Origin of the sequence: Cellulomonas sp. FA1 (assembly GCF_000986825.1) — a bacterium.
Lineage (GTDB): Bacteria > Actinomycetota > Actinomycetes > Actinomycetales > Cellulomonadaceae > Cellulomonas > Cellulomonas iranensis.
This window is the reverse complement of sequence record NZ_LBMY01000001.1, coordinates 2,668,466-2,693,231: the sequence shown is the minus strand read 5'-3', so window position 1 is coordinate 2,693,231 and position 24,766 is coordinate 2,668,466. Positions and strand designations below refer to the sequence as shown.

The 24,766-nt window shown below is 74.5% G+C and carries 19 protein-coding genes and 1 CRISPR repeat array; of the genes, 11 read left to right on the top strand and 8 right to left on the bottom strand.

Annotated elements, in window-relative coordinates; translation table 11 throughout:
- Positions 1–66 precede the first annotated feature (66 nt).
- The gene (locus GY42_RS18290) at positions 67–2,838 is read left to right on the top strand and encodes a PHB depolymerase family esterase (protein ID WP_052748363.1); all 2,772 of its coding nucleotides are present in this window, start codon (positions 67–69) and stop codon (positions 2,836–2,838) included.
- A 31-nt stretch (positions 2,839–2,869) separates the two neighbouring features.
- Here the strand turns inward: GY42_RS18290 and GY42_RS12125 are convergent, their stop codons facing one another.
- A complete protein-coding gene (locus GY42_RS12125) occupies positions 2,870–3,934 on the bottom strand; it encodes a LacI family DNA-binding transcriptional regulator (protein WP_226238201.1) in 1,065 nt (354 codons plus the stop codon).
- A gap of 248 nt (positions 3,935–4,182) precedes the next feature.
- Here GY42_RS12125 and GY42_RS12120 point away from each other — a divergent pair, with 248 nt between their 5' ends.
- The 7 genes from GY42_RS12120 to GY42_RS12090 all read left to right on the top strand — a co-directional run bounded on the left by GY42_RS12120 (position 4,183) and on the right by GY42_RS12090 (position 12,057).
- Positions 4,183–5,553 (top strand): ABC transporter substrate-binding protein, encoded by a 1,371-nt coding sequence (locus GY42_RS12120; protein ID WP_046529518.1) that lies wholly within the window; start codon positions 4,183–4,185, stop codon positions 5,551–5,553.
- On the top strand, positions 5,553–6,515 hold the full coding sequence (locus GY42_RS12115) for a carbohydrate ABC transporter permease (protein ID WP_046529517.1): 963 nt from the start codon (positions 5,553–5,555) through the stop codon (positions 6,513–6,515). Before GY42_RS12120 ends, GY42_RS12115 begins: the two co-directional genes overlap by 1 nt.
- A 3-nt stretch (positions 6,516–6,518) precedes the next feature.
- Complete coding sequence (locus GY42_RS12110) at positions 6,519–7,343, top strand: carbohydrate ABC transporter permease (protein WP_046529516.1); 825 nt, start codon at positions 6,519–6,521, stop codon at positions 7,341–7,343.
- Positions 7,340–8,320 (top strand): alpha/beta hydrolase, encoded by a 981-nt coding sequence (locus GY42_RS12105; protein WP_046529515.1) that lies wholly within the window; start codon positions 7,340–7,342, stop codon positions 8,318–8,320. Before GY42_RS12110 ends, GY42_RS12105 begins: the two co-directional genes overlap by 4 nt.
- An 85-nt stretch (positions 8,321–8,405) precedes the next feature.
- Positions 8,406–9,881 carry a sucrose phosphorylase gene (gene gtfA / locus GY42_RS12100; RefSeq protein ID WP_046530922.1) on the top strand — a complete coding sequence of 492 codons (1,476 nt, stop codon included), beginning with the start codon at positions 8,406–8,408 and terminating at the stop codon, positions 9,879–9,881.
- A 518-nt stretch (positions 9,882–10,399) separates the two neighbouring features.
- Complete coding sequence (locus GY42_RS12095; RefSeq protein WP_046530921.1) at positions 10,400–11,359, top strand: LLM class flavin-dependent oxidoreductase; 960 nt, start codon at positions 10,400–10,402, stop codon at positions 11,357–11,359.
- Positions 11,356–12,057, top strand: a complete 702-nt coding sequence (locus tag GY42_RS12090) for a polysaccharide deacetylase family protein (RefSeq protein ID WP_236686782.1) — start codon at positions 11,356–11,358, stop codon at positions 12,055–12,057. The genes GY42_RS12095 and GY42_RS12090 overlap by 4 nt, the downstream gene beginning before the upstream one ends.
- Before the next feature lie 180 nt (positions 12,058–12,237).
- Positions 12,238–12,754: direct repeats of the CRISPR family, unit length 29 nt; unit sequence CGGCTCACCCCCGCACGCGGGGAAGGGAC.
- Between the two features lie 781 nt (positions 12,755–13,535).
- Here the strand turns inward: GY42_RS12090 and GY42_RS12085 are convergent.
- The 7 genes from GY42_RS12085 to GY42_RS12055 form a co-directional block, all read right to left on the bottom strand.
- Positions 13,536–14,060, bottom strand: a complete 525-nt coding sequence (locus GY42_RS12085; protein WP_046529514.1) for a DUF805 domain-containing protein — start codon at positions 14,058–14,060, stop codon at positions 13,536–13,538.
- A 160-nt stretch (positions 14,061–14,220) separates the two neighbouring features.
- Complete coding sequence (locus GY42_RS12080) at positions 14,221–15,525, bottom strand: glycosyltransferase (protein WP_046529513.1); 1,305 nt, start codon at positions 15,523–15,525, stop codon at positions 14,221–14,223.
- Positions 15,526–15,688: 163 nt separating this feature from the next.
- Complete coding sequence (locus GY42_RS12075; protein WP_046529512.1) at positions 15,689–17,920, bottom strand: glycoside hydrolase domain-containing protein; 2,232 nt, start codon at positions 17,918–17,920, stop codon at positions 15,689–15,691.
- 269 nt (positions 17,921–18,189) lie between these two features.
- Positions 18,190–18,588 (bottom strand): type II toxin-antitoxin system VapC family toxin, encoded by a 399-nt coding sequence (locus GY42_RS12070; RefSeq protein ID WP_046529511.1) that lies wholly within the window; start codon positions 18,586–18,588, stop codon positions 18,190–18,192.
- Positions 18,585–18,818, bottom strand: coding sequence for a FitA-like ribbon-helix-helix domain-containing protein (locus GY42_RS12065; RefSeq protein WP_046529510.1), 234 nt, complete (start codon positions 18,816–18,818; stop codon positions 18,585–18,587). Before GY42_RS12065 ends, GY42_RS12070 begins: the two co-directional genes overlap by 4 nt.
- Before the next feature lie 300 nt (positions 18,819–19,118).
- On the bottom strand, positions 19,119–19,766 hold the full coding sequence (locus tag GY42_RS12060; RefSeq protein WP_046529509.1) for a ribulose-phosphate 3-epimerase: 648 nt from the start codon (positions 19,764–19,766) through the stop codon (positions 19,119–19,121).
- Positions 19,763–20,743 carry a sugar-binding transcriptional regulator gene (locus tag GY42_RS12055; protein WP_046529508.1) on the bottom strand — a complete coding sequence of 327 codons (981 nt, stop codon included), beginning with the start codon at positions 20,741–20,743 and terminating at the stop codon, positions 19,763–19,765. Before GY42_RS12055 ends, GY42_RS12060 begins: the two co-directional genes overlap by 4 nt.
- A 139-nt stretch (positions 20,744–20,882) precedes the next feature.
- On the opposite strand from GY42_RS12055, the gene GY42_RS12050 reads away from it, so the two are divergent.
- The 3 genes from GY42_RS12050 (at position 20,883) to GY42_RS12040 (ending at position 24,682) form a co-directional block, all read left to right on the top strand.
- Positions 20,883–21,938 carry an ABC transporter permease gene (locus tag GY42_RS12050; protein WP_082131515.1) on the top strand — a complete coding sequence of 352 codons (1,056 nt, stop codon included), beginning with the start codon at positions 20,883–20,885 and terminating at the stop codon, positions 21,936–21,938.
- A 112-nt stretch (positions 21,939–22,050) separates the two neighbouring features.
- Positions 22,051–23,076, top strand: coding sequence for a substrate-binding domain-containing protein (locus tag GY42_RS12045; RefSeq protein ID WP_046529507.1), 1,026 nt, complete (start codon positions 22,051–22,053; stop codon positions 23,074–23,076).
- 1 nt (position 23,077) lies between these two features.
- Positions 23,078–24,682, top strand: coding sequence for a sugar ABC transporter ATP-binding protein (locus GY42_RS12040; protein WP_046529506.1), 1,605 nt, complete (start codon positions 23,078–23,080; stop codon positions 24,680–24,682).
- Positions 24,683–24,766 lie beyond the last annotated feature (84 nt).

The window sequence follows — 24,766 nt, the reverse complement described above, 5'->3', positions numbered from 1 at the left end:
ACCGAGAAGGCAGCAGCCGACGAGGGCTGCTCGGGGGGCGCCGCACCGTGTCGAAGGAGACATCGCATGTGGAGACCCCTCAGCCGGGGCCGCACCCCTGACCACCGCCGGCGGACCACCGCGCTCGCGGCGCTCGCCGCGCTCGCGGCGGCGACCCTCGCCACCGCGGCACCCGCCGCGGCCGCCCCCGAGCCCGCGCCCGACGGCATCGTGTCCGTCACGCCCGTCACCGAGGTCTACGCCTCGGGTCAGAAGGTCGCCGCCGTCGTTCTCGAGTACGCGGCCGCCGTCGACCCGGCCAACGTCACGCCCGCCGCGTTCGTGGTCGAGGACAGCACGTACGACTTCCGCTTCAGCGCGGGCCTCGAGGAGCTCGACGACCTCGCGCCCCGCACGATCACGCGCGCCTACACCAACGACGCCGTCGGCCGGCTGCCCGCGGGCACGTCGACGCCCGGGCGCTACGTCGTCCTCGAGCTCGACCCGACGGACCCCGGCGGCAACACCGTGATCCGCTCGACCTGCCCGCGCCTGTGCTTCGAGAAGATCAACACCGACCTGCGCACGCAGGTCACGCAGGTCGCCGACCTGCACGCCGCCGACGGCACGCTGCTCACCACGGCTGACCCGACGCCCGTGCGCGTCACCGCGCCGGCCGTCGACCCGGTGGTCGACGGCTACGTGTCCGACGTCTACGACCACGAGGGCCACGCGCTGCCGTACTCGTACCGCCTGCCGGCGGGCTACGACCCGGCGCGCACGTACCCGCTGGTCGTCGCGCTGCACGGCTACGGCTCGGGCTACGACGGCGAGAACCCGCGCGTGAACCTCGCCGTGGACGCCATGGTCACCGCGTGGGGCCTGCCCGCGTGGACCGGCGTCGACGAGGACGTCATCGTCCTCGCGCCGCAGAACGAGCGCGTCGGCAACCCGCTCGAGGCGGACGCCATGACGGCGCTCGTCCGGTCCTTCGTCGCCGACCACGCGGTCGACGCCGACCGCGTCTACGCCGCGACGTTCTCGTGGGGCTCGACCCTCGCGTGGGCGGCCATGGCGCAGGACCCGACGCTGTTCGACGCCGCGCTCATCGTCTCGGGCTTCCCGGTCTCCGAGGAGCAGGCCGCCGCGATCGCCGCGCAGCCCGTGCCGGTGCAGCTCACGCACGCGACGAGCGACCCCGTGCTCCCGGCCGCGAACTCGACCACGAGCCGTGACCGGCTGCGCGCCGCGTACGTCGCCGCGGGCATGGACGAGGCGACCGCCGCGGACACCGTGCGGCACGTCGAGTACGCCGACGACGCGTTCGTCGTCCCGGACCACCACGCGGCCACGATGCCGACGTACGCCGACCCGGCGATCCTGCAGTGGGTGCTGGCGCAGCGTCGCGCACCCGCGCCGAGCCCCGTGCTGGGCGTCACCGCGGTCACCGAGGTCGGCTCGTTCGGCCAGCAGGTGACGCAGGTCGTGATCGAGTACGGCGCCGACGTCGACGCGTCGGGCCTGACGCCCGCGGACTTCCGCGTCGAGGACTCGGGGTACAACTTCCGGTTCGCGGGCATCGAGACGCTGCCGGACCTCGTGGACCGCGCGGTCGCGTCGGTCTGGACCACCGACGACCCCGCGCGGCTGCTGACCGCCGACCGGCCCGAGGCCCCGGGCCGCTTCGTCGTGCTCGACCTCGTGGACTCCCCGGTGGGCGGCTGGACGGTCATCGTGTCGCGCTGCCCGACGTTCCTGTGCTCGGTGCGCGTCAACCCCGACCAGCTCACGCAGGTCACGCAGCTCGGCGACGTGACGGGCACGGACGGCGCGCTCGTCGCGGCGGCCGACCCGACGCGGGCGCACCGGCTCACGGGCGGTTCGATCGACCGCGAGGTCGACCAGTTCGTGCTCGACACGTTCGCGTCGAGCACGGGCGACGTGCGGTACGCGTACCGCCTGCCCGACGGCTACGACCCGTCGCGCACGTACCCGCTCGTCGTCGCGCTGCCGGGCCACGGCATGGGCTACGACGGCCAGAACGTCGGCGTGCAGCTCGCGTCCGACATGCTCGCGGTCGCCTGGAACCAGGAGTCCTGGACCGGGACGGACGAGGGCGTGATCGTGCTCGCGCCGCAGAACGAGCGGCTCGGCAAGGCGGTCGAGGGCGCGCAGACCGTCGAGCTGGTCGAGGCGTTCCTCGCGCAGCACGCGGTCGACCGCGACCGGGTCTACGCGACGTCCGTGTCGTACGGGTCGCAGCTCATGTGGGAGATGTTCTCGGAGCGGCCCGACCTGTTCGCGGGCGGCCTGCTGACCGGCGGGTTCCCGGGCGACGAGGACGAGTTCGCGCGCATCGCGGCGGGGGAGGTGCCGATGTGGATCACGCACGGCACGAACGACCACCTGCTGCCCGTCGCGCGCGCCCGTGCGTCCTACGAGGCGCTCGTCGCGGCGTACGAGGACCGCGGGCTCGACGCCGCGCGGGTCGCGGAGCTCGTGCGGTGGACCGAGTACGGCGACGACGCGTTCGCGCTGCCGGACTTCCACCTCGCCGCGGCGCCGACCCTCGAGGACCCGGCGACGCTGCAGTGGCTGCTCGCGCAGGACCGCGACCCGGACGTCCCGACCGAGCCCGGCACGCCGGGCGGGACCGACGGCGGCACGGACGGCGGCACCGGTGGCACCGACGGCACGGCCGGCTCCGGCACGGCCGGCACGGCCGCGCCGGGCGCGTCCGGCGCGCTGGCGGTGACCGGCCCGGCGCCGCTCGCGGCCCTGCTCGCGCTCGCGCTGGCCGCGACGGGCCTCGGCGCGGTCCTCGTCCGGCGGCGCGTGCGCGCGTCGCGGGAGGCCTGAGCCCCGGGTGTGACCGCGGGGCTCCGTGGCGTCAGACCGGCGCCACGGAGCCCCGCGCGCGCAGCGGCATCGCGAGCCGGTGGACGGTGCCCTCGCCGTCGACGGCGTCGTCAGACGCCTGGGCGCCGCCCGTGATCCGCGCGATCAGCAGCTCGACCGCGCGCCGCCCGAGCTGCTCGTGCGGGATCGCGAACGACGACACGCCGGGGCGCAGCCAGTCGGCCATGGGGTAGTTGTCGAACGACACGACCGACACGTCGTCGGGGATCCGCAGGCCGGCCTCCTGCAGCGCCTGGTAGGTGCCGAACGCGAGCCGATCGTTGAAGCAGATGACGGCGCGCGGCCGGGGGTGGCGGCGCAGCAGCTCGTGCGTCGCGGCCCAGCCCTGCGGCGGCGCCCAGTCGTCGCACAGGTGCCCCGACGCGGGCGCCAGGCCCTCGGCCGACAGCACCTCGCGGATGCCGGTGAGCCGCTCGACGCCCGCGACGGTGTCGGGCGGCACGTCGTCGGGGCCCGGTCCGGCGCCGACGAGGTGGATCTCGCGGTGGCCGGCGTCGAGCAGCAGGCGGGCCGCGGCGCGGCCCGCGGCGACCTCGTCGGGCACGACCGCGGGGGCCCGGGTGGGGGCCGCGGGCAGCGTGTTGAGCAGCACGGTGGGCACGCGCTCGAGCGCCTCGGGCACGGCCCGGGTGCGGGTGAACATCGAGGTCAGCATGATGCCGTCGACCTGCCGGTCCTGCATCGCGTCGATGAGCGCGCTCTCGATCGCGGGGTCGCCCTCGGTCTCGCCGATGAACAGCATGAAGCCGAGGTCGCGCGCGGCCTCGATGGCGCCCTTGATCATGTCGCCGGCCATCTGACCGGTCGCGACCGTGTCGGACACGAGGCCGAGCGTGCGCGTCGTGCCCTTGCGCAGGCCGATCGAGACGATGTTGGGGCGGTAGCCGAGCTCGCTCGACGCGGTGCGCACGCGGTCCTGCACGGCGGGGGAGATGCGCAGCTCGGAGCCGCGGCCGGACAGCACGAGAGAGGCGGTCGTCGACGACACCCCCGCGGTGCGTGCGACGTCCGCGAGCGTCACGCGTCGGCGGCTCACGTCGTCCTCCAGGCCCTGGTCCTGCCGAGGATCCTAGGGGTGCCGCGCGACGCCGCGGCCCGTCCTCGGTCCCGGCGGCGTCTCCTGGGCAGTTGTCCGACTCGTCCCCTGCGCCGCGGCCGTGCGTGACCGATCCGTGACCCGCGCCGGCTTGACACCGGCGGCGAGCGGTAGCGAACATCGTGGTGCTAAGCCGATTTAGCACGGACCCCCCGCCCGGGTCCCGGCCCCTCAAGGAGGAGACACCGGTGTCTCGTACGACAGCTCACCCGCGGCGCGCCGTCGCCGCTGCGTCCCTGTGCCTCGCAGGCATCCTCACCGTCACCGCGTGCTCGGCACCCGGCGGCGGCACGTCCGACGAGCCCGCCAGCACCGCGGGCGGCTCCACCGACAAGGCCGACTGGACGTGCGGCACCGACGACGTCACCCTCAGCGCCTACGTCGAGACCGGCTTCCCCCTCGCGGGCAAGCTCTTCGACGAGTTCTCGAAGCAGTACCCGAACGTGAAGTTCGACGTGCGCGAGGACCAGTTCGCCGTCCTCACGCAGAACGCGCCCCGCGTCCTCGCCGACAACCCGCCGGACCTCATGCGCCTGCCGCAGGTGTCCGAGCTCGCCAAGGACGGCCTGCTCTACGACCTCGACGACGCCGCCACGGCGCTCGGCTGGGACGAGTGGCCCGCCTCGCAGCTCGAGCAGATGCGCGTCGACGCCGACGGCCGCCGCGGCAACGGCCCCCTGTACGCCCAGGGCCTCAACTACTCGATGACCGGCGTCTTCTACAACAAGGAGCTCGCCGCCCAGATCGGGATGACGACCCCGCCCGAGACGCTCGCCGAGCTCGACGAGTGGATGCAGAAGGCCAAGGACGCCGGCATCACGCCCATGGCGCAGTTCAACGGCGGCGCCACCGGCGGACTCGCGTTCCCGCTGCAGGGCCTCATGGCCTCCTACGGCGACCCGGGCATGATCAACGCCTGGACGTTCCAGCAGCCCGGCGCGAGCATCGACACCGAGTCGAACCTCAAGGCCGCCGAGCACCTGCAGAAGTGGGTCGAGGCCGGCTACTTCGCCGACGACGTCAACTCGCTCGACTACTCGATGATGATGAGCCGCTTCATCGACGGCAAGAGCCTGTTCATCTTCAACGGCGACTGGGAGTCCGGGAACCTCGACACCCAGATGCCCGGCAAGGTCGGCTTCTTCCTCGTGCCGCCCGCCGAGGCCGGCGGCAAGGTCGGCGCGATGTCCGCGCCCCTCACCTACGGGATCTCCGCCAAGGCCGAGCACCCGCAGTGCGCCGCGTTCTTCCTCGACTGGATCGCGACCAACGACGAGGCCCGCACCATCGCGGTCGAGGTCGGCGGCTCGCACCCCATGGGCCCGTCGGACGCCTTCATGCCCGAGGTCGACGGCGACTCCGTGACCGCCCAGACGCTCGCCGCCGGCGCGACGATCGCCAAGGACAACGGCTCGATGGAGTTCATCGCGAACGCCACCGGCGCCATCTACGCCAAGAGCTGGACCCCCAACCTGCAGAAGCTCGTCGCGGGTGAGCAGGACGCCAAGGGCCTGCTCGAGGCCGTCCAGAAGGACTACGAGAGCGAGATCGGCGGCTGATGATGCAGATGCGGACGACCGACACCACCGGTCGCCGCGAGGTCGCCGCCCCGGCGTCGACCAGCCACGAGGCCAGGCGCCGTGCCCTCCGGGCACGGCGCCTGCGCCGGGGCTGGGTCGCCCTCGGCCTCGTGGTCCCCGCCGCGGCGTTCTACGCGGCCTTCGTGCTGCGCCCCCTCGCGCTGACGGTGCAGTACTCCTTCTACAAGTGGAACGGCGTCACGGCCTCGACGTGGGTCGGGCTCGACAACTACCGCCGTCTCACGCAGAGCTCCGAGACCCTGGGCTCGATCCTCAACGCGCTCGAGCTGATCATCTACTTCAGCTTCGTGCCCGTGATCCTCGGCCTGCTCACCGCGGCCACGATCCGCAAGTTCGCGGCGAGCCGGCTCGCCCTCGCGTCGCGCACCGTGCTCTTCCTGCCGCAGGTCATCCCGCTCGTCGCGGCCGGCATCATGTGGACCTGGCTGCTCGCGTCCGACGGCCTGGTCAACGAGCTGCTGCGCGGCATCGGCCTCGGCTCGGTGACGCGCGCCTGGCTCGGCGACACCGACACCGCGCTCCCCGCCGTCGGCGTCATCGGCGCGTGGGTCGCGCTCGGCCTGTGCATGCTCCTGCTGCTCGCGGGCATGACGAAGATCGACCCGTCCCTGTACGAGGCTGCGCGCATCGACGGCGCCGGCGCGGTCCGCGAGTTCTTCGCGATCACGCTGCCGAGCGTCCGCCAGGAGATCGGCGTGTGCGTGACCGTCACGATCATCGCCGCGCTCGCCGCGTTCGACATCGTCTACATCTCGACGCAGGGCGGCCCGGCGAACTCCACGCTCGTGCCCGGCCTCGAGATCTACTACCTCGGCTTCTTCAGCCGCGAGGTCGGCCAGGCCTCGGCGCTCGCCGTCGTCTTCATGGCCCTCGTGCTGGCCGTGGTCCTGCCCATCCAGCGACTCACGCGGGAGGACTGACCCGTGATCGTCTCCCGCCGCGAGACGTGGCTCGGCCGCGTCCTGCTCATCATCCTGATGCTCGTCACGATCGTGCCGTTCGTCAGCCTGTTCATCACCGCGCTGCACAAGCCCGGCACGTACCCCTCGGGGCTCGCCCTGCCCGAGACCCCGTACTGGTCGAACTTCGTCGACGCGTTCACGGCCGCCAACATGGGCGCGCTGCTGTGGTCGAGCGCGCTCATCGAGGTCGGCGTCGTGCCGGTCGCGCTGCTCATCGCGACGCTCGCCGGGTTCTCGCTCGGCCACCTGCGGCCGCCGGGGCACCGCGTCATCTTCCTGACGTTCGTCATCGGCCTGACGCTGCCGTTCCAGGCCGTGATCGTGCCGCTGTACTACCAGATGCGCGACGTCGGCCTGCTGAACACCCGGTGGGCCATCATCCTGCCGCTCATCGGCCTGTACATGCCGTTCGCCGTCATGTGGATGCGCGCGCACTTCGTCAACATGCCCGAGGACCTCTCGGAGGCCGCGCGCATCGACGGCGCCAACACGTGGAAGCTCTTCGCGCGCATCCACCTGCCGCTGTCGACGCCCGCGCTGTCGTCCCTCGGGATCCTCATGTTCCTGTGGACGTGGAACCAGTTCCTGCTCGCGGTCGTGCTGGTCGACGACCCGACCAAGCGGACCATGGCCGGTGCGCTCGGCGCGTTCCAGGGCCAGTGGGGCACCGACATCCCGCTGCTGTGCGCGGGGTCCCTGCTGATCCTCACGCCCACGCTCCTGGTGTTCCTCGCGTTCCAGCGGCAGTTCGTGTCCGCCCTCATGCAGGGAGCGCTGAAGGGATGACGCAGGTCGCCGTCGCACGGCCGCCGTTCGACCCCGCGATCGCCGACGCGCTCACGACGCGCGCGGCCGACGTGGTCACGACGCTGCGGCCCGACGAGATCACGGCGCTGCGCGAGCGCGCGCAGCCGCCCGTGCTCGCCGACGTCGCCGCCGAGGCCGGCCTCGAGCTCACGTGGCACGAGGCGCCGGGCCCCGACGGCGGCGCGGTGCGCGTGGCCCTGCTGCGCCCGCCCGTCGACCACGCGGTGCCCGTGCTGCTGCACCTGCACGGCGGCGGCCTGGTGGTGGGCACGGTGTCGGACGACGTGGCCGCGGCCGCGCAGGTCGCACCCGGCTGGGCGGTCGCGTCCGTCGAGTACCGGCTCGCGCCCGAGCACCCGTACCCCGCGGCCGTCGAGGACGCGTACGCGGCGCTCACCTGGCTCGTCGGCGACGCCGACGTGCTGGGGCTCGACCCGGCGTGCGTCGTCGTCGAGGGCATCAGCGCCGGCGGCGGCCTCGCGGCGGCCCTCGCGCTGCTGGTCCGCGACCGCGGCGGCCCGGCCCTGGCCGGGCAGCTGCTGGCCTGCCCCATGCTCGACGACCGCAACGAGACCGCCTCCGGGCACCAGATGGCCGGCGTGGGCTCCTGGGACCGGACCGCCAACGCGACCGCGTGGGCGGCGTACCTCGGCGACCGGGCCGGCGGCCCGGACGTGCCGGCGTACGCGGCGGCGGCGCGGGCGGCGGACCTTCGCGGCCTGCCGCCCGCGTTCGTCGACGTCGGCTCCGCCGAGACGTTCCGCGACGAGTGCGTCGCGTACGCCGCGCGGCTGTGGGCCGACGGCGGCGACGCCGAGCTGCACGTGTGGCCCGGCGGCTGCCATGGGTTCGACGGGCTCGTGCCCGACGCGCCCGTGTCGCGCGACGCGCGCCTGGCCCGCGCCCGGTGGCTGGCCCGCCTGCGCGAGCGCGTGACCGCCCCCGACCTGACCTGACCCCGTCGTGCCCGGCCGTCCCCCGGCCGGGCACGACGGCCCACCCGACCGGACCCCGGTCACCGACGACGACGGAGCCCGCACCGTGACCCACCACGGCCCCCAGCTGATCACCTACGCCGACCGGCTCGCCGGCGACCTGCCCGGCCTGCGCGCGCTGCTCGACGGCCCGCTCGCGGGCGCGTTCGGCGGCGTCCACGTGCTGCCGTTCTACCCGCCGTACGACGGTGCGGACGCCGGGTTCGACCCGCGCGACCACACGCAGGTCGACCCGCGGCTCGGCTCGTGGGACGACGTGCGTGCGCTCGCCGACGGCCGCACAGTCATGGCCGACGTCATCGTCAACCACGTGTCGGCCGACTCCGAGCGGTTCGTCGACGTGCGCGAGCGCGGCGAGGAGTCCCCCCACGCGCCGATGTTCCTCACGCTGGGGTCGGTGTTCCCGCTGGGCGCCACCGAGGAGGACCTCGCGCGCATCTACCGCCCGCGGCCCGGCCTGCCGTTCACGGTCATGACCCTCGGCGGGCGCCGCCGCCTCGTGTGGACCACGTTCACGCCCGACCAGGTCGACATCGACCTGCGCACGCCGCAGGCGTGGGAGTACCTGACGTCGGTCGTCGACGCGCTCACCGCCGGCGGCGTGTCGATGCTGCGGCTCGACGCGGTCGGGTACACCGGCAAGGAGGCGGGCACCGACTGCTTCATGACGCCCGCGACCGACGCGTACACCGAGCGGATCGTCGAGCAGGCGCACGCGCGCGGCGCGCAGGTGCTGGTCGAGGTGCACGGGCACCACACGCAGCAGATCGACATCGCCCGCAAGGTCGACCTGGTCTACGACTTCGCGCTGCCGCCGCTCGTGCTGCACGCGCTGACCACGGGCGAGCTCGAGCCCCTCGCGGGCTGGCTGCGCATCCGCCCGGCGAACTCGGTGACGGTGCTCGACACGCACGACGGCATCGGCATCGTCGACGTCGGCACGTCCGACCTGCGCCCCGGCGAGCCGGGCCTGCTCGCGCCCGAGAAGATCGACGCGCTCGTCGAGCGCATCCACGACAACAGCGGCGGCACGTCCCGCCAGGCCACGGGCGCGGCCGCGTCCAACCTCGACCTCTACCAGGTCAACTGCACGTTCTACGACGCGCTGGCCCGCGACGACCGCCGCTACGTGCTCGCACGGCTGCTGCAGCTGTTCGTGCCCGGGATTCCGCAGGTCTACTACGTGGGCCTGCTCGCGGGCGTCAACGACATGGACCTGCTGGCCCGCACGGGCGTCGGCCGCGACGTCAACCGCCACCACTACACGCCCGCCGAGGTCGAGGCGGCGCTCACGCACCCCGCCGTGGCCGCGCAGCTGGCCGGGCTGCGGCTGCGCTCCTCGCACGCGGCGTTCGCGGGCGAGTTCACGTGGGACGTCGACGGGTCGCGCGGCACGTTCGCGTGGACCGCGGGCGACGAGCGCGCGACGCTCGCGTTCGACGCCGCCGACGGGTCGTTCGAGGTCCGTGCGACGCAGGACGGCGCCGAGCGCGTCGTGCTGACGTCGGCCGCGCTGGGCTGAGGGCGGGGCTGCCGGCCGGGCCGGGTCTCACGCCCCGGACCGGGCCCCCGCGAGACCGGGCTGGGGTCGCTCATGTCACCCGTGAGCGACGTGAGCCCGGTCTCACGGGGCGCGACGCCCGCCCGGTGAGATGCCGACGGTGCTGTCCGCGAGTCAGGGCCGTTCGCCGCGCTCGCGCCGACGGGCACCCCGGTGCTGGCGCGTGACGGTGCTGTCGGCGGAGCCGGGCTGGCCGTGCGACCGGGTTGCCCGTGCGACCGGGCTGTCTGTGCGACCGGGCTGTCTGTGTGGCGGTGGTGCCTGCGAGGCCGAGACGTCCGGGCGTCCGTGCCGTAGGTGCCGTCCGTGCGTCCGGGCTGCGTCCGTCGGCCGGGTCTCGCACCCCGGACCCTGCCCTCCGCGAGACCGGGTCGAGGTCGCTCATGGCGACGGTGAACGACGAGAGCCCGGTCTCGCGCGGCGCGACGGCCGGCAGGTGGGACGTCGGCGCGACGGCAGCGGTGCGCCAGGATGGGTCCATGACGACGCCGCACATCGGGGTGCTGCTGCCCCGTGACCTGCCCGCCCACCTCGTGCTCGAGCACGCCCGCCGCGCCGAGGCCCTGGGCTTCGACGAGCTGTGGGTCGTCGAGGACCTCGGCTTCCGCGGCGGTGCCGCGCAGGCCGCGGCCGTGCTCGCCGCGACCGAGCGCATCCACGTCGGCATCGGCATCCTGCCCGCCGCCGCGCGCAACGTCGGGTTCGCCGCGATGGACGCCGCGACGCTCGCACGCCTGTTCCCCGGGCGCGTGACGATCGGCGTCGGGCACGGCATGCCCGACTGGATGCGGCAGGTCGGCGCGTGGCCCGGCCGCCCCCTGACGTTCCTCGAGGCGTACACGCGCGCGCTGCGGGCGCTGCTGCGCGGCGAGACCGTGACCACCGCGCCGGACGCGCCCGTCGTGCTCGACGGCGTCGCGCTCGACCCGTCGTCGCTGCCCGAGGTCGTGCCCGACGTGATCCTCGGGGTGCGCGGGCCGAAGTCGCTGGCCGCCGCGGGGCGCGTCGCCGAGGGCGTCGTGCTCGCCGAGCCGTGCCCGCCCGCGTACGTGCGCGCCGCCGTCGAGCACGTCGCGGCCCCGACCCCGCCGCGCGTCGTCACCTACGACGCGGCGTGCGTCGACGACGACGAGGCGCGCGCGCTCGACGTCGCCCGGCACGCGCTCGCGTGGATCGGCGAGCCCGACTGGGCGCCGCACCTCGCGCAGCAGCCGTTCGCCGCCGAGCTCGCGGCCCTGCGCGCCGACAGCGCCTCGCCCGAGGAGTTCGCGTCCCGCATGCCCGACGCGTGGGTGCGCGAGCTGGCCCTCGCGGGGTCGGTCGAGCAGGTGCGCGAGCGCATCGCGGCGCGCGGCGCGGCAGGTGCGACCACGTGCGTGCTGTTCCCCAGCGGCCCCGACCCGCTCGCGGCCCTCGAGCAGCTCGCGCGCGTGCTGTGAGCGGGGCCGGGCGCATGGCCGGGGCGGCGGCCGACGGTCAGGGGTTCGACGGGCCGCCCGCCGACGGGGCTCCTGCCGGGGATCAGCCGGCGGACGGCGTCCGGTCCGACGGCGTCATCGAGGTCGTCGGCGGCGACGAGCGCACGATCGTCCTGACGTTCGACGACGGCCCGAACCCGCCCGACACCACCGACCTGCTGGACCTGCTGGCCCGCGAGGACGTGCCGGCGGTGTTCTTCCTGGTCGGCGAACGCGTCGTCGAGCACCCGGACCTGGTGGCACGCATCGCCGCCGACGGCCACGTGCTGGGCAACCACTCGTGGCGGCACGACGACCTCGGCGACGCGTCGCCCGACGTCGTGCATGCCGACCTCACGCGCACGCTCGACGCGATCCGCGACGCCGTGCCCGGTGCGCCGGTGCCGTACTGGCGTGCGCCGTTCGGGTCCTGGGGCGCGACCGTCGACGTCGCCGCCGGTCTCGGCATGCGCTCGATGGGCTGGCACACCGCCGTCGAGGACTGGGTGCCGCCCGGCGTCGACGAGCTCGTGCGCCGCATGGAGGCCGTCGCCCCCGGCGGCGTCATCCTGCTGCACGACGGCGGCGGCGACCGCAGCCAGACCGTCGCGGCCGTCGCACGCTTCGTGCCGCTGATGCGCGAGCGCGGGTGGCAGTTCGTGGCGCCGCCGCACGCCTGACGCACGCGCCGCCTCGCCTTCCTGACACCCACCCCGACACCGACGGACAGCACCGCGGCTCCACGGACATGCGCACGCACCTGTCCGTGGAGCCGTCGTGCTGTCCGTCGTGGTGGGTAGTGCCCAACGCCGTCAGCGGAGAGGGGACCGGCGGCTGCAGCCGAAGCACGCGATCACAAGTGGCTCACCCCCGCGCGCGAGGAAGGGACATCGCCCCCCACGAGCTGCCTGCCCTGACCCACGGTTCACCCCCGCACGCGGGGAAGGGACCGCGCGGCCGTCGCCCGAGCCCCGGTGTCCACGGGCTCACCCCCGCACGCGGGGAAGGGACGAGGGGCGGCCGTTACTGCCGGCCTCGGCGCGCGGCTCACCCCCGCACGCGGGGAAGGGACCTCGTGGGCTGTCCCACGGGGACGACGAGGTGGGGCTCACCCCCGCACGCGGGGAAGGGACCAGCTCGGCGTGAAGCGCGAGGACGTCGCGTCCGGCTCACCCCCGCACGCGGGGAAGGGACCGCACGGTGCCGTCGGTGCGCACCACGATCGGCGGCTCACCCCCGCACGCGGGGAAGGGACAAGGACATCTCGTCGATGAGGCCGGCGCGCAGCGGCTCACCCCCGCACGCGGGGAAGGGACACCGCGACCGACCCGCGTCGCATCTCGCTCTACGGCTCACCCCCGCACGCGGGGAAGGGACGCGTGGCGTCCTCGGCGCCGACAGCATCGGGCGGGCGGGGCTCACCCCCGCGCGAGCGGGGATGAGCCCTGGTGGCCGCCCGCCTCGGGGTTCTGCTCGTAGTCGTCTCCCCGCGAGCGGGGATGAGCCCTCTCCGCCGTACCCGACGACCACGCCACCGCTGTCGTCTCCCCGCGAGCGGGGATGAGCCCGCGTCGACGAGCGCGTTGACGTTGTCGCGGTCGTCGTCTCCCCGCGAGCGGGGATGAGCCCGGGACGTGCCCGTTGATCCGGACGGAGAGGGTGTCGTCTCCCCTCGAGCGGGGATGAGCCCAGGATCGGGCCGCGGTCGCCGCGGCACAGCGCGTCGTCTCCCCGCGAGCGGGGATGAGCCCACCACTGGGGGACACCTGGTAGCCAGCGAACTGTCGTCTCCCCGCGAGCGGGGATGAGCCCCGCAGGGTGACGCGGGAGGCCGCGCACGCGTGGTCGTCTCCCCGCGAGCGTGGATGAGCCCCACGGCTGGGGGTTGGCGCTGGACCTGGGCGGGTCGTCTCCCCGCGAGCGGGGATGAGCCGCATCTGTCGCCCACCGCGGCGTACGCATCGAAGAGCTGCGTGCCCACCGGTCGGTGACGGGCGAGCTCGTGCGGATTCGTCTCTTTCGCTGCACCTGACCTCCGCCCGACTGACGGTTTCCGTCGCCGACGGACAGACTCACGGCTCGACGGACACGTGTACGCGCCTGTCCGTGGTGCCGTGACGGTGTCCGTCGGCGGGCGGGGGTGCGAGGAGCGGACGGGTCAGGCGGTCGAGACCGCTGCCGCGGGTTCGGCCGCGGCACGGTCGAACCGCGCCCCCGCCGGGTTGCTCGGCAGCGCCAGCAGCACCAGCAGTGCGAGCGCACCCAGCCCGGGGACCACGGCGAGCAGCAGCCACCAGGCGGGCAGGTTCGCGTCGTGCAGGCGGCGCGCCGAGACCGCGAGGAGCGGCACGAGCGTGACGAGCACGTAGAGCGTCAGCAGGGCGAGGACGATCAGCACGCCGAGCACGGGTCCGGGGGACAGCCCGAGGTCGCTGGGCCGCGACGGGCGGATCGCGTCGCCGATGAGCGCGGCGACCACGGTGAGCGCACCCGCGCCCAGCCACACGAGGGCGTTGAGCAGCACGACCCACCACGCCTCGCTGCGGCTCGCGCGGCCCGTGAAGACCGTCGCCCGGCGCGTGAGACGCCGCACGGCCTGGCGTGCGGAGGCCCCGGGCAGGGGGGCGTCGTCGGCGAGCGGGTCGGTGGGCGCGGTGTCGGCGGGGGCGGGGAGCGTCGTCACGGCACGTGAGCGTAGGGGGTCGCGGCACGGGCGAAGGTGCGCGTCCCGCCCTGCGCACGCCCGGGGGCATTCCTCCCGGGCTGCCCGCTGACCTGCCCGGACGTCCTACGTCCGCCACCACCGCTCACGCGACCACGACCATCTCGCGCGGCCCTCCCTCTCACACCGTCGCGACCACCCGCACCGCGTCCACCCGGTCGAGGATCTTGTCGAGCACGACCCCGCGGTCGAACTGCAGCGCGTACTCGCGCGCCCGCTCGGCGGCGGCGGCGCGGTCGGCGCGGTCCATCGCGAGGACGCCGTCGAGCGCGCGGGCGATCGCGTCGGGGTCGTCGACGGGCACGATCGTGGCGGTGTCGCCGACGGCCTCGCCGATGCCGCCCGTGTCGGTGGTGATGACGGGCCCGCCGCCGGACAGCATCTTCTCGACCAGCGCGATGCCGAACGTCTCGACGAACTCGGGGCGCGGCTTGGACGGCAGCACGAACGCGGTGCAGCCGGCCATGAGGTGGCCCTTCTCGTCGTCGGGCACGTCGTCGAGGAACGTGACGAGGTCCGCGACGGGCGTGGCGGCGGCGTGCGCGCGCAGCTCGTCGGCCTGCGGGCCGTTGCCCGCGACGACCAGGCGACGCCCCGACGCCGGTGCGCCCGAGCGGGCGTACCCGTCGATGAGGTCGTCGACGCCCTTGGCGTGCGCCAGCCGGGACAGGAACAGCACGTACCCGTCGCGCGTCAGGCCGCGGGCGGCGAGCGCGCGGTCGGTCGCGTCCTCGTCGCGTGCGAGGTACGTGCCGACGTCGATCGCGGGGTAGGACACGGCGACGCGCTCGCGGCACTCGTCGGCGAACCGGGTGCCGTGGCGGGCGTCGATCGCGGCGGCCTCGGTGACGACGAGGTCCTTGGTGTACTGCGACACCGCGAGCACGACGTCGTGCGACAGGTACTGCGTGAGCACGTGCGCAGCGGCGCCGAACCGGTCCTCCTGCACGCACGCGCGCACGACGTTCGTGACGTCGGACCCGACGGCCTCGGCGACGGTGACGACGTCGACGGGCAGACCCGTGCGGCGCGCGACCGTGACGGCGTCGGCGATCGCCGTGGCGTGCGGGGACAGGTACAGGGACATCGCGACGGTCGGCACGCCGTCGGTGAACAGCTCGACCAGGCGCCCGGTGAGGCCCGCGAGGTAGCGGCCGTCGGGGACCTTGTAGTCGCCCACCGGCGCGGGTCGCTCGACGACGATCCCCGGCGAGTACGGCAGCACGCCGTCGAGCGGCTTGAGCGGCAGGCCCGCCTCCTGCAGCCGGTCGATCGGCCACGTGACGATGCGGACCTCGTCGAACCCGCGGTGCAGCGCGGCCTCGGCGAGGTTGCGCGCCTCGCCCGAGTGCCCGCAGATCACCGGGTCGGCGCGCACGACGATGACGAGACGGCGGTCGGGCCGGGCGGCGGCGGTGGGGGTCATCGGCGTCGTCCTCTCGGGGCGGGTCGCAGGTGGTGACTGGATCGCCCTCTCACGATGGAAGGGGCGAGCGGGGGGACTGGATCGCACTCTCGCGGTGACGAGGGGGTCGGGTGCGGGCGGTGGCGGTGACTGGATCGCGCTCGCGCGGTCAGGGAAGGGGGGTCTAGGGGCGGGTCAGGCGGGGGAGCGGGACGTCGACGTGCGGCGCCCGCGCGCTGGGTGGTCGGTGCTGCGTGCCCCAGCCCGACGGCTCCGGGCCCAGGCCGACCAGCAGCTGACCGCCCGCGTGCAGCTCGCCGCCCGTGAGGAACGGCCGGTCGAGCGGCACGCCGTCGAGGTGCACCGACTGCACGTGCTGCACGGGTCCGCCCGGCTCGGGCTCGACGAACCCCGTCGTCTCGATCGTCAGCGCGCGCCCGCCCACGTCGAGCCGGGCCTCGCGCCACGCGGGCGCGTTCAGCAGGAACAGGTTCTGCCCCGCGACGGGGAACAGCCCGAGCGTCGCCCACACGTACCAGGACGACAGGCCGCCGGAGTCGTCGTTGCCGGGCAGGCCCCCGCGGCCCGTGCCGAACTGCTGGTGCACGACGTCGTGCACGACCTGCGCCGTGCGGTCGGGGCGCCCCGCGTACATGTACGCCCAGGGGGCCTCCATGTCGGGCTCGTTGTTGAGGCCCTCGAACCGGTCGAGCGCGTACCCGGCGGCCATCTCGTCGACGTCCGGCAGCAGGCCGGGCTGCTTGACGGGGTCGGCGCCGAAGCCGAAGAACCGGTCGAGCATCGCGACGAACGCGTCGTCGCCGCCCGCGAGCCCGATGCGCGACGCCATGTCGTGCAGCAGCCGGAACGAGTAGTTCCACCGCCCGCCCTCGTAGTACGTCGAGTCGTGCAGCAGGCCCGTCGCCGGGTCGAACGCGTTGGCCCACCGCGCCGCGAGCGGCCCGAACTGCTCGACGAGCGTGAGGTCCCCGACGCGCCCCGCGACGACCGCCGAGCACCAGTACCCGAACGCGATGTCGAGCGTGTGGCTGATGGGGTGCGTGCGCCCGTGCAGCAGGAACTCCTCGCCGTACGTGCGGCGCAGGTCGTCGTGCATGTGCACCAGGGCCCAGTCCCAGTCGACGCCCGGCAGGCCCAGCGCGCACAGGTCCGCGAGGAACGTGTGCGCGAGCGCCGACCCCTGCCGGCTGAACCGGTCCGCGCCGCGCGCCATGCGGTAGCCGATGGGCAGGTTGCCCTCCTCCTCGGCGATGTGCAGCAGCGCGTTCGCGAGCTCGACCGCGCGGTCCGGCGCGAGCGTCGTCATGAGCGGCAGGTGCGTGCGGTAGATGTCCCACATGGTCGACAGGTCGAACGCGAACGGGCCGGGCGTCGGCCAGAACGGGGACTCGTCGACCGCGAGGCACGGCTTGATCAGCGAGTGGTAGAGCGCGGTGCCGAGCACGGTCGCGCGGTCCGACGACGGCGTGTCGACCTGCACCTTGCCGAGGTGCTCGCGCCACACGGCCTGCGTGGTGGCGCGCCGCCGCTCGAACGACGACGGGCCCGGTCCGCACTCGTGCTCGAGCGTGCGCGCGGCCTGCTCGACTCCCCGCAGCGAGAACCCGAACCGCAGCTCGACGACCTGCCCCGGCTCGGTCGGCCCGGCCCACATGAGACCGAACGGGCGCAGCGTCGTGGGGCGGATGCGGTCGAAGTCGAGGCGCGTGCCGCCGGGCATGAGCCGCCGGTCGTACCAGAGCATCTGCCGCCAGTGCTGGGCGTCGCACTCGACCCGCACCGCGAGGGGCGCCCCCTCGACGACGACCTCGCCCTCGGCGCACCCGGGTGCGACGGACCCGAGGTGCGCGCGCAGCGGGATGGTCCGGCCGTACGGGATGTCGAGCCCGCCGAGCGAGAAGTCGATGACGAGGCGCGCGTCGTGGTGCGCGGGGAACGTGTACCGGTGCACGGCCGACTTGGGGCCGACCGTGATCTCGGCGCGGATGCCCGACGCGAGCGTCGCGGCGTAGTACCCGGGCTGCGCGACCTCGTCGACGATCTCCCACGCCTGCCCGAGGTCGTCCAGGGGCGACAGCATGGGGGTCACGCGGAAGTAGTTGTAGTACTTGCGGATCGCACCCGTGCCGGACTGCTGGAAGTGCGTGAACCCGCTGGCCACGAGCCGGTCGTGCAGCACGGGCGGGCGGCCCTCGGTCGACAGGTCGTACCGCCCGTACCCGGTGGGGTACGCGCCCGAGTACGCGCACGCCGAGACCATGCCGAACGGGTACGTCGCGCCCGGGTGCGTGTTGCCGACCTGCGGCTTGGGCCACCACCACGTCGCCGCGAGGCCCGACGGCTCGGGCAGGTCGGTCGCGTCCGTGCCGATGAAGGGGTCGACGTGCTCGAACATGCGGCCCTCCTCGCGACGTGCGCCCTGACTCGACCTGCGGGTGCGGCCCGAGGGGTCGGGTCCGGGCCCAGCGTGACGCGTCGGGACCGCCGTGTCCACGGGTGCGGACGGAGCCGTGCGTGCACGTGCCGTGCGCCGGTCCCGGGCTCCCGCCCGGCCGGTCCCGCGACGGTACGAGCGCGGTGTGTCACGCGTGTTGCCGGGAGGTCACGGTCGGGGCGTGCGGGCGTGCGGGCGTGCGGGCGTGCAGGCCCGGGCCGCGGCCGCGCTCAGACCGTGACGACGGTGCAGCCGACGCCGGGTGCGGCTGCCAGGCGGTGGTCGCCGGTGAGCAGCGGTGCGTCGAGGTGCTCGGCGAGCGCGACGTACGCGGCGTCGTACGCCGACAGGTTGTGGGCGAGCCGCCACACGCGGTCCTGGAGAGGGGCTAGGGCCCACAGCTCGACGGGCAGCTCGTCCCACGTGGAGACCGCGAGGTCGGCCTGGCGGGTGGTCAGGTGGCCCGAGGCGCGTCGGCGGCGCAGCACGTTCAGCACCTCGTACCCCAGGAGGTCGGGGGCGACGAGCCGCGCGTCGCGCGCGTGCCGGGCGGCCTGCTCGCCACGCCTGCCCGGGTCGAGCAGCACGGCGAGCACGGCGGAGGCGTCGACGACGAGCGGGCCGGTCACCGTCGGCCGGCGTCGAGGTCGTCCAGCACGTCCTGCGCGGTGAGGTCGGGGTAGGAGCGGGCGCGGCCTCGCGCGGTCGCGAGGGCGTCGGCCGCGGACGGCCGCGACGCGAGCTCCGTGAGGGTCGCGCGCAGGTACTCCTGCAGCGAGCGGCCGCTGCGTGCCGCCCGCGCGGCGAGCTCGTCGCGCACGTCGTCGGGCACGTCGCGGACCGTCAGGGAGACGCTCATGCTGCCAGGTTACGTCCTCTCGCAGCATTCTGCATGCACGGATGCCGCGATGCATGCACTGGCCTGCACCGGCTCCGTGGCCCCGGCTCCCGTGGACCCATCCCACCCTGAACCGCTCGATACCGTGCCGACGGACACCGTCCCGGCTCGACGGACAGCTGCGTGCCCGTGTCCGTCAAGCCGTACCGATGTCCGTCGCGGGATGGTGGCGTCGGGCGTGCGCGGTCCAGAGTGCGCGGACCGGGGTGCGTGGGCCAGAGTGCGCGGGGCGGGCCGGGGAGGGCGGGCCGGGTGTGCGGGTCAGGACGTGCGTGCGCGCGCGAGCCACGCGGCCGGGTCGGGTGCCGTGCACAGCGCGGAGCCGGAGACGACCCAGGTGGCGCCGTGCCGCGCGCACTCGCGGGCGTGGTCGAGCGTGACGCCGCCGTCGACGCCGAGGCCCGCGTGCCGGCCGGCGAGCGCGTCGAGCCGCGCGGGCGTGCCGGGCAGGAACGTGCTGCCCGCCTGCCCGGGCGTGATCGCCATGACCAGCACGACGACGTCGGGCGGCAGGTCGGCGAGCACGTCGAGCGGCGTGCCGGGGGAGAGCGCGACGCCCGCGCGCGCACCCCGCGCGCGGACGTGCTCGACCGCCTCGCGCCAGCCGGTGGCCTCGGCGTGCACGATCACCGTGCCGCACACGTCGGCCCACGCGTCGAGCACGGGGCGCGGGTCGGTGACCATGAGGTGCGCCTCGCCCGGCAGGCCGGTCGCGGCGGTCAGGCGCGCGACGGTCGCGGGGTCGAACCCGCCGGGTGCGGCGAACGCGCCGTCGGAGACGTCCCAGTGCCAGCGGCGCAGCCCCGCGGCGGTCAGGCGCGCGGCCTCGGCGTCGAGGTCGGCGGGCGGCGTCGACCACAGCGAGGCGGCGACGTCGAAGGCTCCCGCACCCGCCCCGTCCGGGCTCACGCGCGCGGGCGGTCGGTCGCGGGGGACGGCAGCTCGAGCAGCGCCTCGGCGAGCGCGCGGTCGGTGACGAGCTCGGTGCACAGCCCGGCGCGGACGATCGCGGCGACCGCGAGGGCCTTCTGCGCGCCGCCCGCGGCGGCGACGATGCGGGGGATCGCGCGCATCTGCTCGAACCCGATGGTCAGGCAGCGGTCCTGGAAGTGCGGTGCGACGAGGTGGCCGTCGTCGGAGACGAGGAGCGACGCGACCTCGGCGCGCACGCCCGCGGCGAGCAGCGCGTCGCGCTCGTCGTCGCCGATGGTGCGCAGCAGCTGCGAGTCCGGCGGGGCCCACGAGCCGACGGACACGACGGCCGTGGTGACGTCGTCGTACATGCGCAGGGCGGCGGCGACGTCGGGCTGGCGGCGCAGGGCCTGCGCGGTGCGGGGGTCGTCGACGACGAGCGGCGCGAACAGCGGGCGCGCGGTGCCGCCCGAGCGCAGCGCGACGCGCCGCACGACCTCGACGGGGGACTCGTCGAGGTCGGTGCCGATGGCGCCGGTGAGCTGCACGACGTCGACGCGCGGCAGCGGCGGCATGGCGGCGCTCATGGCGGTGAGCGTGCGGCCCCACGCGAGGCCGAGCACCTCGCCCGCGCGCAGCGTGGACCCGAGGATCTCGGCGGCGGCCTCGCCGACGTGCCGGCGCACGGCGTCGGGGTCGTCGCCGGCCTCGACCACCGTGACGTCGGTGAGGCCGAGGTGGTCGCGCACGCGTGCGGCGAGCGCGGGGTGCTGCAGGCCGTCGGCGTGGATCGTGATGGTGACGACGCCGGTCGCGCGTGCCTGCTCGAGCAGACGCGCGACCTTGAAGCGGGAGACGCCGAGCTCGTCGGCGATCTGCACCTTGGAGGCGTCGTCGACGTAGTAGCGGCGGGCGGCCAGGACCATCAGGGCGCGGTCGTCGACGGTGGCGCCGCGCACGTCTGTGTCGCTCATGTGAGCACTGTAGCGCGCTCGAACGTTTCTGAACCGTGACCTTCGGGCCGGTGGACAAGCCCGGGCACCGGACGTACTGTCGGTGGCAGATGAGCATAGAGCGGTGCTCAGATGAGCGATCTGCAAGGAGGCAGGACCGATGGCGAGACGACGCCGGATCCCCGAAGAGCTCGGCATCTTCGCCGTCATCGTGCTGGTGGCGGCGATCTTCGGGCTGATGTCCCCGACGTTCCGCACGTTCGACAACGCGAACCTGCTGCTGCTCAACGGAGCGGTCATCGCGTTCCTCGCGATGGGCCAGGCGTTCGTGCTCCTCACGGGCGGCATCGACCTGTCCACGGGGTCGAACGTCGCGCTCACCGGCATGATCGCGGCGCTCACGATGCGCAGCGGCGCACCCTGGTGGGTCGCGGCCCTCGCGGCGCTCGCCGTCGGCGCGCTCGTCGGCACCGTCAACGGCGCGCTCATCCACTACCTCAGGCTGCCGCCGTTCATCGTCACGTTCGCCGCCTTCGGCGTCGCCGCGAGCATCCCGCTCATCCTCACCGGCGCGAGCTCCGTCAACGTCGCCGACCCGATGTTCGCGGTCATCGGCCGCGGCTCGCTGTTCGGCGTGCCCATGCCGGTCGTGCTCGTCGTCGTCTTCGCGATCGTCTTCACGGTCCTGCTGCGGCTCACCCCCACGGGCGTCCACATCTACGCCGTCGGCGGCAACCGCGAGACCTCGCGCCTGTCCGGCATCCCGATCGGCCGCGTCACCATGCTCGTCTACGCGCTGTCCGGCCTGTGCGCCGGCATGGGCGGCCTCATCGTGACCTCGCGCCTCATGGTCGGCTACCCGTCGGCCGGCTCGGGCAACGAGCTGTTCTACTCGATCGCCGCGGCCGTCGTCGGCGGCGTCAGCCTCTTCGGCGGCATCGGCTCGCTGCCCGGCGCGCTGCTCGGCGCCGTGCTCATCGGCACGGTCTCCAACGGCATGAACGTCGTCGGCGTGCAGAGCTACTGGCAGCCCCTGGTCATCGGCCTCATCATCCTCGGCGGCGTCGCCATCGACACCTACCGCCGTCAGTCGTCCCTCAGCGACCTGCTCGGACGCGTCCTGCACCGCGGCGGACCCACCCCGCCCGCGGACCCCGTCGCCACGAGCGACGCACCGCAGCCCGCGCGCGCCGCCGACGGCGCACGCACCGGCTGAGCCGCCCCACCACCCGCACCCACGGCCCACACCCCACGTACCCACGTCCCGTGCGACGCGGCGTCCCCCGACGCGCCGCACGACCGTCCCACCACACCCAGGAGAGAGAGCGATGAAGCTTCGGATCCCTGCGCTGGCCACCGGCCTGTGCGCCCTCACCCTCGCGCTCGGCGCGTGCGGCGCCGTCGACACCGGCACCGGCGGCGGCTCGTCCGGCGGCGGCGCCACGAGCGGCTCGTCCGCCGAGGCCGGCGGCATCCCGCGCCCCGCGTCCTGCGACGACGACACCCCCTACGTCGCGGTCGCGCTGCCCAACCTCACCAACCCGTACTACGTCGCCATGAAGAAGGGCTTCGAGGACGCGGGCGCCGAGAACGGCTTCAAGGTCGAGGTCCAGATCGCCGACGACGACGACGCGAACCAGCTCGCGCAGGCGCAGTCCATGCTGCAGAAGAAGCCCTGCGCGCTGGCCCTCAACGCCGTCAAGTCCGAGCCGGGCGCCGCGATCGTCAAGGCCGCGAACGACGCGGGCGTGCCCGTGTTCACCGTCAACGTCGGCATCGACCCCGACGCGCTGCAGTCGCAGGGCGCGTCGATCGTGCAGTACCTCGGCGCCGACAACGTCGCGGGCGGCCGGCAGACCGCCGAGCAGGTGCTCCAGGACCTCGGCGCCGACGCGGCGCTGAAGATCGGGTTCGTCACCGAGCCCGACGAGACGCCCACGCAGATGCGCGACCAGGGCTTCGAGGACGCCATCAAGGCGAACGCGAACGCCGAGGTCGTCGCCAAGGTCGACGGCAACGTCAAGCCCGACGACTCGCTGCGCGCCACCACCGAGATGCTGTCCGGCAACCCCGACATCAACGTGATCTTCGCGTCGACCGGCCCCGCGTCCTACGGTGCGCTGCAGGCGCTCGGAGCCAACAGCCAGGTCAAGGTCTACGGGTTCTGCGCCGCCGAGACCACGCTCACCGAGCAGTACCCCGGCTGCGTCGCGCAGGAGCCCGCGGTCTACGGCGCCGACGTCGTCGAGCAGATCCGCGCGTGGGTCGACGGCGGCACCCCCGAGAAGGAGATCCTCAAGCCGCTGAAGATGTTCACGGTCGGCGAGACCCCCGGCCCGGGCGAGGTCGGCTGACATGACCACCACGTCGACCGGGACGCACGGCACGGCAGGGCTCGGCGTCCGCGGCATCGTCAAGCGGTACTCCGGAGTGCCGGTCCTGCACGGCGTCTCGGTCGACGTGCGGCCCGGCGACGTCGTCGGGCTCGTGGGTCACAACGGCGCCGGGAAGTCCACGCTGCTGCGCGTGATCTCCGGCGCCACCACGCCCGAGGACGGGCGGATCGTCGTCGACGGCGCGGACCGCGCGATCGACTCGCCCGCCGCGGCGATCGGCGCCGGCATCGCGACCGTCTACCAGGAGCTCGCGCTGCTGCCCAACCTCACGGTGGCGCAGAACGTGCACCTGGGCGCCGAGCGCTCGCGCGCCGGCCTGCTGCGCCGCGAGGCCATGCGGGACGACGCGCGGCGGCTCGTCGAGCAGTTCGGCATCGACGTCGACGTCGACCGGCGCCTGGGGGACTACCCCGTGGCGACCCGGCAGATGCTCGAGATCGCCGTCGCCACCCACCGCAAGGCCCGCTACCTGCTGCTCGACGAGCCCACCACCTCCCTCGAGGGCGGTCAGGTCGAGCGGCTGCTCGAGATGGTCCGCTCGCTCGCGGCGGGCGGCATGGGCGTCGTGTTCGTCGACCACAAGCTCGACGAGCTGTACGCCGTGTGCAACCGCGTGGTCGCGCTGGTCGACGGACGCGTGCGCATCGACGCGCGCGTCGACGAGGTCAGCCGCCACGACGTGGTCGCCGCGATCGCGGGCGACGAGGCTGCCGAGGCCGACGAGGCACGTCGCCGCTCCCCTGACGGTGACGTGCCGGCCGAGGCAGGCACGACGGGGGCGGCCGCCGCCGCCCCCGTCGTGGCCGACGTGCACCGCTGGGTGCCGCAGGGCGTGACCGGGCCCCGGCTCGAGGTTCGCGACCTGGTGGCACCCGGCGTGCACGGCGTGAGCCTCACCGCCGAGCCGGGCCGCGTGCTCGGGCTCTACGGCCTGGTCGGCGCCGGACGCACCGAGGTGCTGCGCGCGCTCGTCGGGCTCGCCCCCGTCACGTCCGGCGCCGTCACGCTCGACGGCCGGCCCTACCGGCCGACGACGCCCGCCCGCGCCCAGCGCGCCGGGGTCGTCTACCTCACCGAGGAGCGCAAGTCCGACGGCATCGTGCCCGCGCTGGACTCGCCCATGAACGTCGCGCTGCCCGTGCTGCGCCGGTACCGGCGCGCGGGCCTGCTCGACAAGCCGCGCATGCTGCGCGAGGCCGACGCGCTGCTCGGCGAGCTGCGCGTGCGCGGCGACCGGCACGGGCCCGTCGTCAGCCTCTCGGGCGGCAACCAGCAGAAGGTGCTGCTGGCCCGGGCCATCGCGCAGCACCCGCGGGTCCTGCTGCTCGACGAGCCCACCAAGGGCGTCGACCTCGGCGTCAAGGCCGAGATCCACCGCATCGTGCGGGCGCTGGCCCACGAGGGCGGCCTCACGGTCGTGCTCGTGTCCTCCGAGGAGGAGGAGATCTGCGACGTCGCCGACGACATCGTCGTCGTGTCGCACGGCCGCAGCACCGGTGAGCAGGTGCCGCCCGACCACCGCACGCCGCACGCGCTGCGCACGGCCGCGTGGGCCGCCGCGTGAGCGCGCCCGCCGACCCCGCTGACGATCCCGCCGCTGCGTCCGTCGACGCGGCCCCGACCCCCACCCAGCACCACGAGGAAGCGA

Bases quoted from the DNA above. Each gene is read 5' to 3' on its own strand.
- GY42_RS12045 (WP_046529507.1), top strand. From the start codon at position 22,051: ATGAAGCTTCGGATCCCTGCGCTGGCCACCGGCCTGTGCGCCCTCACC.
- GY42_RS12080 (WP_046529513.1), bottom strand. From the start codon at position 15,525: ATGACCCCCACCGCCGCCGCCCGGCCCGACCGCCGTCTCGTCATCGTC.
- GY42_RS12050 (WP_082131515.1), top strand. From the start codon at position 20,883: ATGGCGAGACGACGCCGGATCCCCGAAGAGCTCGGCATCTTCGCCGTC.
- GY42_RS12115 (WP_046529517.1), top strand. From the start codon at position 5,553: ATGATGCAGATGCGGACGACCGACACCACCGGTCGCCGCGAGGTCGCC.
- GY42_RS12095 (WP_046530921.1), top strand. From the start codon at position 10,400: ATGACGACGCCGCACATCGGGGTGCTGCTGCCCCGTGACCTGCCCGCC.
- GY42_RS12040 (WP_046529506.1), top strand. From the start codon at position 23,078: ATGACCACCACGTCGACCGGGACGCACGGCACGGCAGGGCTCGGCGTC.
- GY42_RS12075 (WP_046529512.1), bottom strand. From the start codon at position 17,920: ATGTTCGAGCACGTCGACCCCTTCATCGGCACGGACGCGACCGACCTG.
- GY42_RS18290 (WP_052748363.1), top strand. From the start codon at position 67: ATGTGGAGACCCCTCAGCCGGGGCCGCACCCCTGACCACCGCCGGCGG.
- GY42_RS12065 (WP_046529510.1), bottom strand. From the start codon at position 18,818: ATGAGCGTCTCCCTGACGGTCCGCGACGTGCCCGACGACGTGCGCGAC.
- GY42_RS12055 (WP_046529508.1), bottom strand. From the start codon at position 20,743: ATGAGCGACACAGACGTGCGCGGCGCCACCGTCGACGACCGCGCCCTG.
- GY42_RS12105 (WP_046529515.1), top strand. From the start codon at position 7,340: ATGACGCAGGTCGCCGTCGCACGGCCGCCGTTCGACCCCGCGATCGCC.